Origin of the sequence: Oceaniradius stylonematis, assembly GCF_003149475.2 — a bacterium.
In the GTDB taxonomy this organism is placed as follows: Bacteria; Pseudomonadota; Alphaproteobacteria; order Rhizobiales; family Rhizobiaceae; genus Roseitalea; species Roseitalea stylonematis.
This window is the reverse complement of record NZ_QFWV02000008.1, coordinates 234,063-250,600: the sequence shown is the minus strand read 5'-3', so window position 1 is coordinate 250,600 and position 16,538 is coordinate 234,063. Positions and strand designations below refer to the sequence as shown.

Below are 16,538 nucleotides of genomic sequence, written 5' to 3'. Positions count from 1 at the left end.
CACAGTTTCACAGTGACAGCGAGTGACCCTCACACCATCTCCACGAACCCGTCCAGCACCTTCTTCTCGCCGGCCTTGTCGAAGGCGATGGTCAGCTTGTTGCCCTCGATGGCGGTGATGTTGCCATTGCCGAACTTGAGGTGGAACACCCGGTCGCCAACGGCAAAGGCGGAGGGCTCGTCGGCGACGGATTTGGCGATCAGCTCGCCCTCGATCACCCGGCCCTTGACCGAACCCTTGCCGGCGCCGAAGCCTGAATCCGTCTCGCCATAGCCGATGCGCTCCACGGCGATGCCCGAGCGCGAGCCCCAATTGCCGCGCGTCGCCTCGGTCTGGTTGGCCTGCGCGCGGCGCCAGCCGGGCGATTCGCGCCTGGTCGAGAACGTATCGGCGCGGTCAAAGCGCGACTGGCCGTAGCCGCCATGACCGCCATAGGAGGTGGGCGGTTCGGCAACGTCCACATGGTCCGTCGGCAGTTCGTCGAGAAAGCGCGAGGGAATGGTCGACTGCCACAGACCGTGAATGCGCCGGTTGGAGACGAACCAGATGTGGCAGTTGCGCTTGGCGCGGGTGAGCCCGACATAGGCAAGGCGCCGCTCTTCCTCGAGGCCCGACCGGCCGCCCTCGTCGAGCGCGCGCTGATGCGGAAACAGGCCTTCCTCCCAGCCGGGCAGGAACACCGTGTCGAATTCGAGCCCCTTGGCCGCATGCAGCGTCATGATCGACACCGCGTCCAGGTCCTCGTTCTGCTCGGCATCCATGACGAGCGAGACATGTTCGAGGAAGGCGCGCATGGATTCGAACTCCTCCATCGAGCGGATGAGCTCTTTCAGGTTTTCGAGCCGCCCTGGCGCGTCCGCGGAGCGATCGGCCTGCCACATGGCGGTGTAGCCGCTTTCCTCGAGGATGGTCTCGGCCAGTTCGGCGTGGGGCGTGCTGTCGAGCCGTTCCTGCCAGCGGGCAAAGTTCTCGACGACGCCGCGCAGGGCGGCGCGCGGCTTGGGCTTCATTTCCTCGGTGGCGACGATCTCGGCGGCGGCGGCCAGCATGGGCATGCCCTTCCTGCGCGCGTAATCGTGCACGAGACGCACCGAGGCATCGCCGAGGCCCCGCTTGGGCGTGTTGACGATGCGCTCGAAGGCCAGATCGTCGGCAGGCTGGCAGACGACGCGGAAATAGGCCATCGCGTCGCGCACCTCCATGCGCTCGTAAAAGCGCGGGCCCCCAATGACGCGATAGTTGAGCCCCAGCGTGACGAAGCGGTCCTCGAATTCGCGCATCTGGAAGGAGGCGCGCACGAGGATCGCCATGTCGTTGAGATTGTTGCCGTCGCGCTGGTGGCGCTCGATCGTCTCGCCGACGGCGCGCGCTTCCTCCTCGGAGTCCCAGGCGGCATGCACATTGACCTTGGGGTCGTCCGGGTCGGCTGCGTCGGTGAACAGGGTTTTGCCGAGCCGGCCTTCATTGTGGCCGATCAGGTGGGAGGCGGCGCCGAGGATATGAGCGGTCGAGCGGTAGTTGCGTTCCAGCTTGACGACGGTGGCGCCCGGAAAATCCTTTTCGAAGCGCAGAATGTTGTCGACGTCGGCCCCGCGCCAGCCATAGATCGACTGGTCGTCGTCGCCGACGCAGCAAATATTCGGCGGTGCAGCGTTTCCACCTCCCCCTTGAGGGGAGGTCGGCGAGACAGTGTCGAGCCGGGTGGGGGTATCGGCACCGATGTCACCCCCACCCGGATCAGCTTCGCTTTGCTCGCTTCTCCGACCTCCCCTCAAGGGGGAGGTGGGGGCGCTCACCCGCCGCTGCGCCAGAAGCCGCAGCCACAGATATTGCGCGGTGTTGGTGTCCTGATACTCGTCGACGAGGATGTAGCGGAACTTTTGCTGATACTCGGCGAGCACGTCGGGATTGGCCTTCAGGACGCGGATCGGATGGCACAGAAGGTCGCCGAAATCGCAGGCGTTCAGTGTCTTCAGGCGGTTCTGGTAGGCGGTGTAGAGTTCCCGGCCCTTGCCGTTGGCGAAAGCGCGCGCGTCGCCCTCGGGAATGTCGGCGGGGCCGAAACCCTTGTTCTTCCAGCCGTCGATCATCATCGCGAACTGGCGCGCCGGCCAGCGCTTGTCGTCCAGCCCCTCGGCCTGGATGAGCTGTTTGAGAAGCCGGATCTGGTCGTCCGTGTCGAGGATGGTGAAATCCGATTTCAGCCCCGCCAGTTCGGCGTGGCGGCGCAGCATCTTCACGCCGATCGAATGGAACGTGCCGAGCCACGGCATGCCCTCGACCGCGCCGCCGACCAGAAGGCCGATGCGCGCCTTCATCTCGCGGGCGGCCTTGTTGGTGAAGGTGACGGCCAGCACCTGGCTTGGCCAGGCGAGCCCCTGGGCGAGAATATGGGCGATGCGTGTGGTCAGGACGCGCGTCTTGCCGGTGCCCGCGCCGGCAAGCACCAGAACAGGGCCTTCGGTGGTTTCGACGGCGCGGCGCTGCTCGGGGTTCAGGCCTGTCAGATAGTCCGGCTGCTGCCGGGCGCCCATGGCGCGCGCGGCGATGCCCGAGCCGCCGCCTGCCGGTTTTGGCGCGGGCGCCGCGCCGTGGGCGTCGTCGAAGGGAATGTCGTCGAACGGATTGCTCATTGATTCGCAATGTAGGGATTTGGGGGGCGAAAGGAAGCGGCGCTGGTCTCCACCTCCCCCTTGAGGGGAGGTCGGCGACTGGCGAGCCAAGCGAGACAGAGCCCGGTGGGGTCTTGTTCGGATGCCTCGGACAATTGACACCCCCACCCACTCGACCAGCGCTCCGCTTGGTCTCGTGTGCTTCCCCTCAAGGGGGAGGCGGGGGCCCTTACTTATGCTCTTCCTCGCTCGCCTTGATCAGCGCCTTGTTGAAATAGCTGAGGGCGCGCACCTGGGTCGCCCAGGCGATGATCGTCGTCGGATCGCGCGGATCGACCACCGGCAGGCGCGCATGGCCGCCGGAATCGAACTGGCGCAGCGCATGTTCGAGCGTGTCTCCGGGCTTGAGCGCCGGCGTGTCCTTGTCGGGATCGATGGTTTCGCGTCCGGCGTCCCCGGCGACGACATCCATGAAGTCCATGACTTTCTTCGTGCGCATCAATTGCCGGTGCGGCCCCTGATGGTCGAACAGGCCGCGCATTTCGAGCTGCCAGTGGAAATAGGAATGGCCGTGCACCGCCTGGTTGACGCCGTGCGCAATGGCCACCGTCAGCAGGAGCGCGATCGAAAGCGCGTAGCCGCCGGTCAGTTCGAAGACGATCACCGTCGTCGAGATCGGCGCGCCCAGCACCGCGCCGGCCACCGCGCCCATGCCAAGGATCGCGTAAAGCCCCTCGGACGAGGCCATGTCCGGGAAGGCCGAGCCGGCAATCAGCCCGAAGGCGCCGCCGGTCAGCGCGCCCAGATAGATGGCCGGCGAGAAGATGCCGCCGCCAAACCGCGCCGCCAGCGTGATCGCGGTCGCCGCCGTCTTCATGACGATCAGCATGATCAGAAGCGACAGCGGCAGCTGGTTCCACAGCACCTTGTCGGTGACTTCGTAGCCGACGCCCAGAATGTGCGGAAAGAAGATGCCCATCACGCCGATGATCGCGCCGCCGACAACCGGCTTGTAGCGCAGCGGAATGGTGACGGAGCGGGCGACATAGTCGGCCGAAAACAGCGCGAACTGGAATGCGATCGCAACGAGCGCGGCGACGACGCCCAGAAGCGCGAAGGCGGGAAACTCCCAATAGGAGGTGATCTGGTAGTCCGGGATGATGAAGGCGCTCGCCTCGCCGAACCAGATGCGCGAGATCACCGAGCCGACGGCCGAGGCGATGACGATCGGCACGAAGGACCGCATCGAATAGTGCTGCAGGATCACCTCATGGGCGAACAGGACGCCGGCAATCGGGGCGTTGAACGAGGCGGAGATCGCCGCTGCGACGCCCGAGGCCAGAAGCGTGCGCGCGCACCATTCGGGCAGTTTGCGGCGAGATGCGATGACCGAGGCGAGCGTCGCGCCCAGATGGATGACGGGTCCTTCGCGGCCGGCGCTGGCGCCCGAACCCAGCGAGATCGCCGAAATCGCCGCGGACCAGAGCCCGTCGCGCAGGCCGAGCGGCCTGCCTGTCAGCGCGCGCGCCTCGATCACGTCGGCGACATTGCCGGCGCGGCGCGCCGAAACCCGCTCCAGCAACCGGCCGACCACCAGACCGCCGACGATGGGCGCGGCCAGCACCCAGTACCAGCCGACATTCTGCGCCGCCGTGAGCGTCTGTTCGGTGGTGTTGCGCAGCCACCAATATTGCACAAGACCGATCGCCTCGCGGAACATGACGGCGGCGACCGCCACGGCCGCGCCGATGACCAGCGACAAGAGCCACAGTTTCGGCGTACGGGTTTCCCGGAAGGTGCGCAGGTTCGGCCGCACCCAGCGCCACATCACATCGGCCCAGAAGCGCAGGCGCTCGACGGGCGTCATGGCGCCACCTTCGGCCGGCGCCTTATGCCGATCGGCCGGCCGACGCCGTCGGGGACCGGCAAGCCGGCATGGCTGGCCGCCAGCGCTGCAACGCGTTCCATCACGTCGGCCGGAAAGGGGCAGACTTTCGGCCCTCCCATGTCGATATGCAGCGTCAGCGTTTCGCAGGTGGCGGCAACCTTGCCGTCGCCGGCATGGCGCAGTTCCTGGAACGCATGGATGCGCTTTTCGTCGTGATCGAGGATCTGGTAGGTGGTGACCAGATCGGCGTCCCGGTGCACCTCGTTGAGATAGGCGATCCGCGCATCGCCCGTATAGGTGGTCATCCGGCGGGTTCGCGCATATTCGGCGCCCATGCCAAGATGGTCGGCGACGACGTCATAGCCTCTGTCGAACAGGACCAGATAGTAGGCCATGTTCAGATGGCCGTTATAGTCGATCCAGCCGGGCTCGATACCCGCTACCGGACTGATGAACTGCGTTGTGTGACTGTCTGCGTTGCCCACCGCGACTTCCGGCCGCCTCCTGCGACTCGGGCCGCTTGTTTGCGACCGGCTCCCACATTACGGTCTCAGCGCATCGCGGCAAGGTGATCTGCCCAAATTTGATGCAGACCGTTAACACGAGCCCGTTGCCCGACAATGCCCATGCCGCAGGAATACCAGCTCGCCACGCAGCGCTTCGATGCGTTCCTGGCCGATTCGGGCGATGCGCTCGGCCTTGCGACGCGCAACCAGACCTACACCGTCGTCCAGGCGGTTCTGCTCGCATTTCGCCGTCGTCTCGGGCCCGACGAGGTGCTCGTCTTCGCCGACGCGCTGCCAGCCGTTTTGCGGGCGATCTTCGTTGCCGGCTGGACGGCAAGCGAACACAGCGCCGGCTTTCCGGCGCGCGATGCGCTGGAGGCGGAGGTGCGCGCGCTGCGTGCCGACCACAATTTCGCGCCGCATGGTTCGATCGCGCTGGTTGCCGCCACGCTGCGGCGTCACGCCGACGGCGACCGGTTTGACAAGGCCATGGCCAAGCTGTCACCTGACGCACGGACGTTCTGGGAGCACGGACATGGCGTTGAAGGATCTGGCGCGGGTGGCGCGCAACGATGACGGCATCGCGCTGGTGCTGGGCATCCTCAAGCAGCGCTTCGGCGAGCGGTTCCAGACCGGCACGGCGCTGCGCGGCCAGCATGCGCACACGACGACCTACATTCCCGCGCAGATGCCCGACGGCGTGCTGTTCGCGCAATCGGCCGACGATGTGCAGGCGGCGGTCGAAGTGTGCGCGGCACACCGGGTGCCGATCATTCCGTTCGGCACGGGCACATCGCTCGAAGGCCAGGTAAACGCGCCCGGCGGCGGCATTTCGATCGATGTCAGCCAGATGAACCGCATCATCGAAGTGCATGCCGAGGATCTCGACTGCGTGGTCGAACCGGGCGTCACGCGCAAGCAGCTCAACACCCATCTGCGCGACACCGGCCTGTTCTTCCCGATCGATCCGGGTGCCGATGCCAGCCTTGGCGGCATGGCGGCGACGCGCGCCTCGGGCACCAATGCGGTGCGCTACGGCACGATGCGCGACAATGTGATCTCGCTGGATGTCGTGTTGCCCAGTGGCCGCAAGATCACCACCGCCAAGCGGGCGCGCAAGAGTTCGGCCGGCTACGACCTGACGCGGCTGATGATCGGCTCGGAAGGCACGCTCGGCATCATCACGCAGCTGACGTTGCGGCTCGCCGGACAGCCCGAGGCGATCACCGGCGGCGTCTGTCCGTTTCCGACGCTGGAGGCGGCGGTCCAGGCGGTGATCACGACCATCCAGATGGGCCTGCCCGTGGCGCGCATCGAACTGGCCAACACGCTGCAGATGCAGGCGATCATCGACTATGCCTCGCTCGATCTGCCGGTCGGTCCCTGCCTGTTCCTGGAGTTCCACGGCACCGAACGGGGCGTTGCCGAACAGTCCGAAACCTTCGGCGAGATCGCCGGCGATCTGGGCGGCGGACCGTTCATCTGGTCGGCGCACGAGGAGGACCGCTCCAGGCTGTGGCAGGCGCGCCACGATGCCTATTGGGCGGCGCTGACGCTGAGACCGGGTGCCAAGGGCATTTCCACCGATGTGTGCGTGCCGATCTCGCAGCTTGCCGACTGCATCGTGGATACCGAGACCGACATTGCCGAGCACGATCTGGTGGCGCCCATCGTCGGCCATGCGGGCGACGGCAATTTCCATGTGCTGCTGCTGATCGACGATACCAGCCGGGAGGAGATCGCCGCCGCGGAAAGTTTCGTCGAGCGGCTCAACCTGCGGGCGCTGGCCATGGGCGGCACCTGCACGGGCGAGCATGGGATCGGCCAGGGCAAGATGGCTTTCCTCGAGATGGAGATGGGCGGCGCGGTCGACGTGATGCGGTCGATCAAGCGGACGCTCGATCCAGACAACATCATGAACCCCGGCAAGATATTGCGTCTGTGACGGCGCGCCCTGCGTCTTGATCTTGTCGCTTTGAGGCCCGACAACAGGCGCATGCCGCCCTGACCCCGGGGCACGCTGGCTTGAAAGCGCAGGAGAAACGGCACTTTGCGCCTTTTCGTTGTGATCGGAGGGCTGATCGTCGCGGTGCTGTTCGCCGCGCTTCTGGCGCCGCTGTTCGTCAACTGGTCCGACTATAAGGGGCGCTTCGAGGCAGAGGCGTCACGGCTGCTGGGCCAGCCGGTGCGCGTGGCCGGCGAGGCGAGCGCGCGCATCCTGCCCTTTCCCTCGGTCAGCTTTTCCGATGTCGAGGTCGGCCCGCCCGAGGCGCCACTGATCACCGCCGCCGAATTCTCCTTCGATGCGGAACTGGCGCCGTTTCTGTCCGGCGAAGTGCTGATCTTCGATCTGCGTGTCGCCGACCCCGTCATGACCGTCACGCTGGACGAGACCGGCGCGCCGATCTGGCCATTGCCCGAGACAGGCCCGATCGATCCGGCGCAGATCACGCTTGAAAACGCGGCGATCAGCAATGGCCGGCTGGTCGTGCTCGACCCGTTCGACGAGCGGCGCTGGACCGTCTCGGGCATCGACATGGCGGTCTCGGCCAACAGCTTTTTCGGGCCCTGGCGCGCCGAGGGCACCGCGCGCATCGATACGCTGAACACGCAATTCACCATCGGAACCGGGACGCTCGAACGCGACGGGTTTTCGCTGCGGGTTGCCGCCAACCTGCCAGACCAGCTAGTGCGCATCGTCACCGAGGGGCGCATCGCACCGGACGCCGACAGCGGCGAGATGGTCTATGCGGGCGGGCTGACGCTGCTGCCCCACGGCATCGACCAGACCTATCGCGTCGACGGCGATTTCGCCGCCACGGCGCGGCGGCTCGATGTCGCCGAATATCGCGCAGCGTTCGGCGATCCGGCCGACCCCTATGTGATAAGCGGTACCGCATCGGTGTTCGGCGGCGCCGAGCCGGGCTACACGCTGACCGCGCGCGGCACCCAGGTCAACGTGCCCACCGGTGCGGAAGCCGCGGAAGGCGATGCGGCTGGGCTCGCCGAGCGGATGGCGGCGATCAACGCGATGTTGGCCGGCCTGCCGCTGCCCGCAGTGCCCGGCACGATCAATCTCGACCTGCCGGCGATCGTTGCCGGCGAAACGACAATTCGCGACGTTCAGGTGCTTGCCCGGCCCGAGCCGCGCGATGCGGACCGGCGGCGCTGGCGAATCGACCGGCTCGACGCCCAGTTTCCGGGCCGCACCGCGCTGGAAGCCGACGGCGTTTTGACGCTGCCGCGCCCGGGCGAGACGATGGAGACAGCATCGTTCGCCGGCAATCTGGTGGTTGCCTCACGCCAGCCTTCCGGCCTTGCGCGCTGGCTGGCAGGCGATGTGGACGAGGCGATCCGGCAATTGCCGGGCGCGGGGTTGAGCGCTCGGGTGACGCTGGGCGCCGAGCGCCAGCTTGCCGAAAATGTCGAGTTGATCATCGGCGGCACGCAGCTGACGGGACGCATCGCACGGCGCGGCGGCGCGCTGTCGACGCCCTATCTGTCGGTCACCTTGGCTGGCGAGACGATCGGCCGGCCGACGCTCGATGCGATGGCGAGCGTGTTCGGCGCGGGGCAGGGCGGGGGCGGTCTTGCCGGGCACGATGTCGACCTGTTGCTCGACCTGCGCGACGTCGATGCCGGCGGGGTCACGCTGGAGCAGCTCGACACCGCGATCCGCACGCGCGGCCTCCGCACGGAGATCGACCGGCTGGTCGCGACCGGCGTCTTCGGCGCGTCGGTGACGGGGGCCGGTTCCGTCGAGCGGTTGGGCGCAGGCGATCTGGCGGCGGCTTTCGATGTCAGCGTGATCGGCGCGCGCGGCGCACCGTTCTTCACCGGCATTGCTGGCCGGTTCACCGGCCACGAACTGCTCGATCATCTGGCCGGCGTCGCCGAACGCGATCCGGCGGCGGTTGCCGACATGCAACTGACGCTGGTCGGCTCGGCCCGCACCGCCGACGGCGGCGCCCGAACCGAGGCATCGGCAAGCCTTTCAGGCATGTTGGGCGGCGCAAATCTGTTCGCCCAGGCCAATCTGGCCGACACCGGCGCGACCGAAGGGATCGACCGGCTGGCCGTCGACGGTTCGGTGGCTCATGACGACGCGCTGCGTCTTTTGCCGCTTGCCGGCATCGTGCCCGCGGTCGCCGATGGCGCGACGGTGGGTCTTGGCGCCTCCGGTCAGGTGGCGATCACCCTGCGGCGCGCCGGGGGAGGCGACGATCTGGTGTCGCTGACCGCGACCTCCGGCGCCGACCGGCTGGACTTTAACGGCACGCGCGACGGCGCCGATTTCGCCGGCGATGCGGTGCTCGCGCTGTCCGATGCCGAACCGTGGCTGTCGGCGCTTGGCCATGTGCTGCCGGGCACCGGGCTTGGCACGCCGCTCGATCTTTCCGCCACCATCGGCCGGGCCGGTACGCAATGGCAATTCGATGAACTGGAAGGCGCCGTCGCGGGCACCGGGATGGCCGGCGCACTGACCTTTTTGGACGACGCGCTGCTTGGCCGGTCGCTGCGCGGACGGCTCGATCTGGGCGCATTCGATGCGATGCTGCTTGCCGGGCTTCTGACCGGTCACGTCGATGCGATCGGGGCCGATACGGGCTTCGGCGCGCCGATCTATGACGGCGTCGCGGTCAATCTGGACTGGTCGGCGGACCGGCTGTTCGCCGGCCCCCTGACGCTCGAACAGGCCGACGGCACGCTGGTGATGAACGGCGGGATGGCCACGGTGCAGGACATGACCGCGCTTTCAGGCAAGGACAGCCAGTTCGCAGCGACGATGCGTGTGCAGAATGCCGGCGGCGCGGTGAGCCTCGGCGGGGAGGTGGAGCTTGCGGCGTTTGCGCTCGGCGATCTGGTGGCGGTGCCTGTGCCGGTTACCGGTACGGCCGATCTGGCGCTGTCGCTGACCGGTGGCGGCCGCACGTTCTGGGATCTAGGGCGATCGCTGACCGGGACGGGCGTCGTCGCCGTGGACAATATCATGGTGGAGGGGCTCGACCCCGACGCGTTTTCGGCGATCGTTGCACGCGCCGACGCGATCGGATTCGGCATCACGCCGGCGCAGATCGAAGCGGTCGTGCGCGAGGCGCTGTTTGCAGGGCAGACCGGGCTGGGCGCGGCCGAAGCCCCGCTGACGGTCACCGGCGGTGTGGCGCGCGCCGCCAATCTCTCTATCGGCGACCAAGACGGCAGGCTGCGGCTGACCGGCGATGTGACACTCGATCTCATCGAACGGGCGCCGGCCGGCGCGCTGACCGTGACGCTCGATCCGGGCGCCGAGGCGATCGCCGGCATGGCGCCGGCGGTCGATCTGTCGTTCGGCCCGGGCGAAGCGGACACGCTTGCCGCCGAGATCGGCTATCAGCCGGTGACCGCCTATGTGACGCAGCGCGCGCTCGAAATCGAACAGGCGCGAATCGAGCGGCTGCAGGCACGCCTTCTTGAGCGCCAGCGCATGCGGCGCGAATTGCGATATGCGCGCTATCTGCGCGCCGAGGACAATGCAATGCGCGAGGAGAGCCGGCTGCGCGCCATCGCCGACGAGCGTCTTGCGGCGATCGAGGCGCGGCGGGCCGCCGAAGCGGAAGCTGCGGCAATCGAGCGGATCAATGCGCCGGCGCCGCCGCCCGCGCCGCTTCTCGCCGAGCCGCCTGAAACGCCGACGGCCGAAAGCGCGCCCGAAGAGACCGTCCAGCCTGCCGATACCGCCATGCCGGCGCCCGGGACCATAGACGGCGACGGCGTGGTGCGCGCGCCGCTGCCGCCCGTTTCCGGGGAGCCGGCCGCACCCGCGCCCGGCATCGACTTCAGCGAGGACGCGGTTCGTTCGCTGATCGAGGGATTGGGCCAGTAAGCCGGCCGGCAATCGCCGCATCCAGCACGAATAGCCGCAGCGCAGAGGACAGGTTGGAATCGGTCGGTTTTTGCGCATCGATGCGGGCGATCAGCCTGGCGAGCGACAGGCCTTCATCTTCCGCCAGCGCCTGCAGCGCGTCCTGGAACGGGTCCTCGACGGAATAGCTGGTGCGGTGACCGGAAATGGAGACCGAGCGCTTGCGGACGGCCATTTCAGCGGCGCTATTTCTTCTTGCGGAACGCGTCGAGCGAGACGACGTCGGCGGTCCCGTCTTCGTCCTCGCCTTTGGCGGCGGGACCTTCCTTGACGGTTTCCGATTCGGCCGGCATCGGGCTCGCGCCGGACGGATCGTCGGCATTGGCGGCCCCTTCGTCGACCGCGTCCGCGTCGCCGTCGGCGACGTCGAACTCCAGCTCGAAATTGACCGAAGGATCGTAGAAGCCGCGCACCGCCGCATAGGGCACATAGAGCTTTTCGGGCACGTCGGAGAAGGACAGGCCGATGCCGAAGCCGGTTTCGCCGATCTCAAGATCCCAGAACTGGTGCTGCAGCACGATCGTCATCTGCTCGGGATATTGCTCGCGGATGCGGTTGGAAATGCGCACGCCGGGTGCGGTCGTCACGAAGGTGATGAAGAAATGGTGGTTGCCTGGCAGGCCGGTTTTCTCCACCTCCGACAACACCTTGCGGATCACGCCGCGAAGCGCGTTCTGCACCAGGATGTCATATCGGATAATGTCTTCGCTCATCAGCCGGTTTTCCCACCGTTGCCAAGATGGCGTAGATGTGCGCTGTCGCCGCGCGCAGGTCAAGTGGCCGGCATGGCTGTCGGGCGGACGGAAGCCGCATCGGATCGGGCGTGAAGGGCGAATGCGGGCAGGGGGAGAAGTGGAGGCTTCTGTTGCCAGGTGCCTCCGGACCCCGCCTAGCCGAGCAAACCGGCTAGGAGTTCAGGTGAAGCTGTCGCACCGCCATTAGGCAGCGAGACGTGCCTCTGCGTAGTTGTCGTTTGCAACTAACAATTTGACCCGATAACGGTGGTATCATGCCGGGCAAAAGTACGGTTTTTACACCCTCGTCGATCCTGTTTCGCCCCCATCAGCAGCGCTGCGATCGGCTGCAGCAGCGTTCCTGGTGGAGGCGCCGGGTACCGCCCCCGGGTCCGAATGGCTTATTGTACCGCCCGTTTATTGCCATAGCCGGCGAACCGGCACGCCCAATATAGGATGAAAGCCGCGACGATTCAAAGGCCGAACGCCTGTTTGCCGGTTGACAATGGNACTGGAGGGGGAATGCCCATGACCGACTATCTCGCCGATGTGAAGAAATATGATGCGGGCGCCGACGAGGCGACCGTCAACAAGATCGTCAAGCATCTGGGCATCGCATTGCGCTCGCGCGACGCATCGCTCGTTTCCTGCTCCGATCCGTCCGAACTGGAGCGGGTGCGCGAGAAATGGTGCGCCAAGAAGCTGGGCGTGACCGATCAGGCTGCCGGCGACGAGGTGGTCGCCAAGGTGTGCGAGGAGATGAAGGGCGACCGCTCGAAGGCGCGCGTGACCTTCTATTACCTGGTGGCCAAACATCTGGGCAAGCTCGGCGACCTCTAGCCGCCCCGTCATCGCGAATTTCGAAAGCCCCCGGCCACGCGGTTCGGGGGCTTTTCCTTGGGGCAAGCGCGGTGCGCGGATGGACGCCTGCGCCGGAATCGGCCCATAAGGGCGCATGCGCCAATATCACGACCTGATGCGGCTGGTGATGGACAATGGCACCGACCGGGCCGACCGGACGGGCACGGGCACGCGGTCGGTCTTCGGCCACCAGATGCGTTTCGATCTCGCCGATGGCTTTCCGCTGGTGACCACCAAGAAGCTGCACATCCGCTCGATCGTCATCGAGCTTCTGTGGTTCCTGCGCGGCGACACCAACATCGCCTGGCTCAAGGAAAACGGCGTTTCGATCTGGGACGAATGGGCCGACGCGAACGGCGATCTCGGCCCGGTCTATGGCGCGCAGTGGCGATCCTGGCCGGCGGGCGGCGGGAAAACGATCGACCAGATCGAAAAGCTGGTCGAGGGCATCCGGACCAATCCCGATTCGCGCCGGCACATCGTCTCGGCCTGGAACCCGGCACTGGTCGATGACATGGCGCTGCCGCCCTGCCACTGCCTGTTCCAGTTCTACGTCGCCGACGGCAGGCTCTCCTGCCAGCTCTACCAGCGCTCGGCGGACATCTTCCTCGGCGTGCCGTTCAACATCGCCTCCTATGCGCTTTTGACGCACATGATCGCCCATGTGTGCGATCTCGAGGTCGGCGATTTCGTGCACACATTCGGCGACGCGCACATCTATGCCAACCATTTCGAGCAGGTCGAAACCCAGCTTGCGCGCGAACCGAGGCCGCTGCCGACGCTCAAGATCACGCGCGCCGTGCCGTCGATCTTCGATTTTGCGTTCGAGGATTTCGAAATCTCCGGTTACAATCCCCACCCGCACATCAAGGCCAAGGTGGCGGTGTGATGCAGATGTTGCGATATCTTCTGGCGTTCGGGCTGCTGGCGGGTTCGACCGGTGGCGCGACGGCGAACGATTCGGTGGCCGAGATCGGCGCGGGCGGGCTGGTGCTCGGCCGGTCGGACGTCGTTTCCATCGAAAGCGAGACGCTGTACCTCTCGATGGACCAGGTGCGGGTCGACTATCTGTTCCGCAACAATTCGGCTGACGATGTCGAGACGATCGTCGCCTTCCCGATGCCCGACATCGCGTTCAATCCGTATGAGGGCAACTCGATCCCGGTCGAAGACGACAATTTCCTGGGCTTCACCGTGGAGGTGGATGGTATGCCGGTGACGCCCGAACTTCAGCAGCGGGCGGTGAGCGCCGGCGGGATCGACATTACCGGCCTTCTGACCGGGGCGGGCGTCCCCATTGCGCCCTATGACGCCTATGAGATCGACATGTCCGGCGTTGCGCCGGCGGACCTCGCGACCATGAAGGCGGCGGGCGCGGTGGAAATGGCCGTCGCCACGGACGGCACCACGCCGACCGGCATGGCCTATCCGCGCTGGACGGTGGAATCGGCCTACCATTGGACCATGACCTTCCCTGCCAATGCCGAGGTGAAGGTCCGCCACACCTATACGCCGGCGGTCGGCGGCGCGGCCGGCGTCTTCTTCCTGATGGAGGGCGCGGGCAGCGCGCTCTATGCGGACTATGAAAAGCGCTACTGCATCGATGCGCCCTTCGTGAACGGGGCCAAGCGGCGGCTCGAATCGGCCGACGCCGACAGCGGGCCCTACTACACCGAGTCCTGGCTCTCCTATGTGCTGACGACGGGCGCCAACTGGGCCGGGCCGATCAAGCGCTTCCGGCTGGTCGTCGACAAGGGCTCGACCGGCAATCTGGTCTCGTTCTGCGGCGAGGGCGTCAGCAAGACCGGGCCGACGACGTTCGAGATGGTCAAGGACGATTTCTGGCCGGAGCGCGATCTCGACGTGCTGTTCATCGTTGCCAACCGGTGATGGCGGCGGACGCGCCGGTCATCGCCGTCATCGTAGCGGTGTCGAAGAACGGCGTGATCGGCCGGGACGGCGCGATGCCCTGGCGCCTGTCGACGGATCTCAAACGCTTCAAGGCGCTGACAACAGGCCATCCGGTGATCATGGGCCGCAAGACGTTCGAAAGCGTCGGCAAGCCGCTGCCGGGCCGGCTCAACATCGTCGTCACCCGCGATCATGACTGGCACGCCGACGGCACGGTGGCTGTCTCCTCGCTCGGCGCGGCGCTGGAACTGGCGAAAGCACATCTGGAAAGCTTCGAGCCGGACCCGGACGATCCCGACGCCGAGCCCCCGGATACGATCTTCATCGCTGGCGGCGGCCAGATCTACGCGCAGGCCATGGCTTTGGCCGATGTGCTCCACGTCACCCATGTCGATGCCGAGATCGAAGGGGACACGGTGTTTCCCGACATCGACCCGGATGTGTGGAAGGCGATGCACGAAGAAGGTGTGCCGGCGGGGGAAAGAGACAGCCACCCCACGCGCTATGTTGTGTGGGAGCGGGGGCTCTGAGCCCAAACCGATCAATCCCGCGCTGTGTACGAATGACGGCTTACACAGATACTTGCGCCTGCGTTGTTCGAATACGAACGGCGCGGACGGCTTGAAACGCGAGGAGCCCGGCAGGGCCAAATAGAAAGATCACCGGCAGGCAGGGAGCAACCAGCCAGAAGCTCACGCCTTCCGCACGAGCTGTGCGACAGACCCATGCGCCGATGACAAGATCAAAGGCGAGAAAGTGAACCCAACCCGCAAGCGCGGCTTGCTCATAGGAGAACAGCGCCATCACATCGGCCAGCGAGCCGAAGCCACCGCCACTGCCCGAGGACGGCATAATCAGCAGGATGACGTAGCCCAATGATAGGATCATTGGCATGATCGTCCCTGCGATCCAGTCCGACCATTTCGGAATGAGCGGTGAGATCAGCAGAGATAACCATCCGATCATTGCGAGAATCCCAGCGATTGAGAATGAGGTTTCAAAGTCCATGGTGGGAGTTGCCTTTCATGTGGAAAAGTTGCGCTCTATATCTTGCAATATGCTTGCACAAGCAAGCGATTTGCAATAGATATGTCATATGACCGATTCACACACAACCAATGCGCTGCGTCTGCTTCAGGTCGCTGACGACTTCCGGGCCGGGCTAAGCGGCGAATTTTCAGCAGTTCACGGAATATCTGTGAACGAGTTTCTTTTGATGCTTCATCTTGAGCGCTCAGCGGCGAACAAACTGTCCCGTGTTGATTTGGCGAAACGCATGCATGTCAGCGCATCCACCATCACGCGAATGGCCGCGCCAATGGAAAAAATCGGTCTCGTTGATCGAGAGCTCGATGAGCGGGATGCACGGCTGGTGTTCGTGGTAGCTACGGATACCGGGCGAAAAAAGCTATCTGAAGCGCTTTCAACGTTTTCGAAGCGGGCAGGCTATCTTTTCGGCGATCGGTGGGAGGATGAAGAGGTGGATCAGTTCGCCTCGATGTTACGCCGCTTGATTGCCGGAACGGGTGACACCTTGGCCTGAAATGACAGTGTCACGGCAAAACCTGTAGCAGACTTTCGCCGTGCCAAGATGAACGGCAGCCAAGTCCGCAGAACGGCATTTTACTGCGTCTGGCTTTCCGCATATTCCACCACAACACCCGACAAACGCGCGCAGTGCCACCAGATGCACCAGACCGCCGATGGGCCGCATCAGACGGGCGCCAAAGGCGGTCGAGTGTCGCTCCGTTTGGGCAGAACAACGCGCCGAGGCGTCTCCGATCCGCCGTCATCCCTGTGCTTGTCACAGGGATCCATTCCGGAGGCCTTGGCGAGCAGGCACTATAGCAACCATGGCCGCAGATCGTTCCACTCGGGATTGATCGCCTCGATCGCATTGATCTTCCATGGGCGTGGCCACTTCTTGATCGTCTTTTCGCGGGTGATGGCACGTGTGACCAGGTCATGTTCTTCGAACCAGACCAAACGCTTGCAGCCATGTTTGGCGGTGAACTTGGAGCCGATGCCGTTCTCATGCTCCCAAACGCGTTGGGCGAGGTCGGATGTCACGCCGACATAGAGCGTTCCGCCCTTCTTCGACGCCATGATGTACACGTAGCCTTG

The 16,538-nt window shown here is 65.5% G+C and carries 14 protein-coding genes, 1 other RNA gene and 2 pseudogenes; 8 read left to right on the top strand and 9 right to left on the bottom strand.

Annotation, left to right across the window (positions count from 1 at the left end):
- Window positions 1–29: 29 nt before the first annotated feature.
- The 4 genes and pseudogenes from DEM25_RS18530 to DEM25_RS14345 all read right to left on the bottom strand — a co-directional run.
- A pseudogene (locus tag DEM25_RS18530) lies at window positions 30–1,640 on the bottom strand (ATP-dependent helicase); the annotation flags it as partial.
- A 149-nt stretch (window positions 1,641–1,789) separates the two neighbouring features.
- Window positions 1,790–2,633: pseudogene (locus DEM25_RS18525) on the bottom strand (ATP-dependent helicase); the annotation flags it as partial.
- 208 nt (window positions 2,634–2,841) lie between these two features.
- Window positions 2,842–4,479, bottom strand: a complete 1,638-nt coding sequence (locus tag DEM25_RS14350; RefSeq protein ID WP_109766396.1) for a chloride channel protein — start codon at window positions 4,477–4,479, stop codon at window positions 2,842–2,844.
- Window positions 4,476–4,985: a thioesterase family protein gene (locus DEM25_RS14345; protein ID WP_281004548.1), complete on the bottom strand. Its 510-nt coding sequence runs from the start codon at window positions 4,983–4,985 to the stop codon at window positions 4,476–4,478. The genes DEM25_RS14350 and DEM25_RS14345 overlap by 4 nt, the downstream gene beginning before the upstream one ends.
- A 141-nt stretch (window positions 4,986–5,126) precedes the next feature.
- Between DEM25_RS14345 and DEM25_RS14340 the strand changes: the two genes are divergently transcribed.
- From DEM25_RS14340 to DEM25_RS14330, 3 genes are all read left to right on the top strand, one after another.
- The gene (locus DEM25_RS14340) at window positions 5,127–5,582 is read left to right on the top strand and encodes a DUF2267 domain-containing protein (RefSeq protein WP_342633484.1); all 456 of its coding nucleotides are present in this window, start codon (window positions 5,127–5,129) and stop codon (window positions 5,580–5,582) included.
- Window positions 5,542–6,951 (top strand): FAD-binding oxidoreductase, encoded by a 1,410-nt coding sequence (locus DEM25_RS14335; RefSeq protein WP_109766394.1) that lies wholly within the window; start codon window positions 5,542–5,544, stop codon window positions 6,949–6,951. The genes DEM25_RS14340 and DEM25_RS14335 overlap by 41 nt, the downstream gene beginning before the upstream one ends.
- Window positions 6,952–7,056: 105 nt before the next feature.
- Window positions 7,057–10,869: an AsmA family protein gene (locus tag DEM25_RS14330; RefSeq protein WP_109766393.1), complete on the top strand. Its 3,813-nt coding sequence runs from the start codon at window positions 7,057–7,059 to the stop codon at window positions 10,867–10,869.
- On the opposite strand, the gene DEM25_RS14325 is transcribed toward DEM25_RS14330, so the two are convergent.
- The 3 genes from DEM25_RS14325 to ssrA all read right to left on the bottom strand — a co-directional run bounded on the left by DEM25_RS14325 (window position 10,823) and on the right by ssrA (window position 12,123).
- Window positions 10,823–11,083: a ribbon-helix-helix domain-containing protein gene (locus DEM25_RS14325; protein WP_109766392.1), complete on the bottom strand. Its 261-nt coding sequence runs from the start codon at window positions 11,081–11,083 to the stop codon at window positions 10,823–10,825. The genes DEM25_RS14330 and DEM25_RS14325 overlap by 47 nt on opposite strands.
- A 10-nt stretch (window positions 11,084–11,093) precedes the next feature.
- The gene (locus DEM25_RS14320) at window positions 11,094–11,621 is read right to left on the bottom strand and encodes an SspB family protein (RefSeq protein WP_109766391.1); all 528 of its coding nucleotides are present in this window, start codon (window positions 11,619–11,621) and stop codon (window positions 11,094–11,096) included.
- 138 nt (window positions 11,622–11,759) lie between these two features.
- Window positions 11,760–12,123, bottom strand: a transfer-messenger RNA (tmRNA) gene (gene ssrA / locus DEM25_RS14315).
- Window positions 12,124–12,170: 47 nt separating this feature from the next.
- On the opposite strand from ssrA, the gene DEM25_RS14310 reads away from it, so the two are divergent.
- The 4 genes from DEM25_RS14310 (at window position 12,171) to DEM25_RS14295 (ending at window position 14,944) form a co-directional block, all read left to right on the top strand.
- On the top strand, window positions 12,171–12,482 hold the full coding sequence (locus DEM25_RS14310; protein WP_109766486.1) for a DUF2853 family protein: 312 nt from the start codon (window positions 12,171–12,173) through the stop codon (window positions 12,480–12,482).
- Window positions 12,483–12,597: 115 nt separating this feature from the next.
- The gene (locus DEM25_RS14305; RefSeq protein ID WP_109766390.1) at window positions 12,598–13,392 is read left to right on the top strand and encodes a thymidylate synthase; all 795 of its coding nucleotides are present in this window, start codon (window positions 12,598–12,600) and stop codon (window positions 13,390–13,392) included.
- Complete coding sequence (locus DEM25_RS14300; protein WP_245412923.1) at window positions 13,392–14,393, top strand: DUF4424 domain-containing protein; 1,002 nt, start codon at window positions 13,392–13,394, stop codon at window positions 14,391–14,393. The genes DEM25_RS14305 and DEM25_RS14300 overlap by 1 nt, the downstream gene beginning before the upstream one ends.
- Window positions 14,393–14,944 carry a dihydrofolate reductase gene (locus DEM25_RS14295; protein ID WP_109766484.1) on the top strand — a complete coding sequence of 184 codons (552 nt, stop codon included), beginning with the start codon at window positions 14,393–14,395 and terminating at the stop codon, window positions 14,942–14,944. Before DEM25_RS14300 ends, DEM25_RS14295 begins: the two co-directional genes overlap by 1 nt.
- A gap of 40 nt (window positions 14,945–14,984) precedes the next feature.
- Here the strand turns inward: DEM25_RS14295 and DEM25_RS14290 are convergent, their stop codons facing one another.
- The gene (locus DEM25_RS14290) at window positions 14,985–15,422 is read right to left on the bottom strand and encodes an ABA4-like family protein (protein ID WP_109766389.1); all 438 of its coding nucleotides are present in this window, start codon (window positions 15,420–15,422) and stop codon (window positions 14,985–14,987) included.
- 88 nt (window positions 15,423–15,510) lie between these two features.
- Between DEM25_RS14290 and DEM25_RS14285 the strand changes: the two genes are divergently transcribed.
- Window positions 15,511–15,957 carry a MarR family winged helix-turn-helix transcriptional regulator gene (locus tag DEM25_RS14285; protein WP_109766388.1) on the top strand — a complete coding sequence of 149 codons (447 nt, stop codon included), beginning with the start codon at window positions 15,511–15,513 and terminating at the stop codon, window positions 15,955–15,957.
- A 299-nt stretch (window positions 15,958–16,256) separates the two neighbouring features.
- On the opposite strand, the gene DEM25_RS14280 is transcribed toward DEM25_RS14285, so the two are convergent.
- Complete coding sequence (locus DEM25_RS14280; RefSeq protein WP_281004553.1) at window positions 16,257–16,523, bottom strand: GIY-YIG nuclease family protein; 267 nt, start codon at window positions 16,521–16,523, stop codon at window positions 16,257–16,259.
- Between the last annotated feature and the right edge of the window lie 15 nt (window positions 16,524–16,538).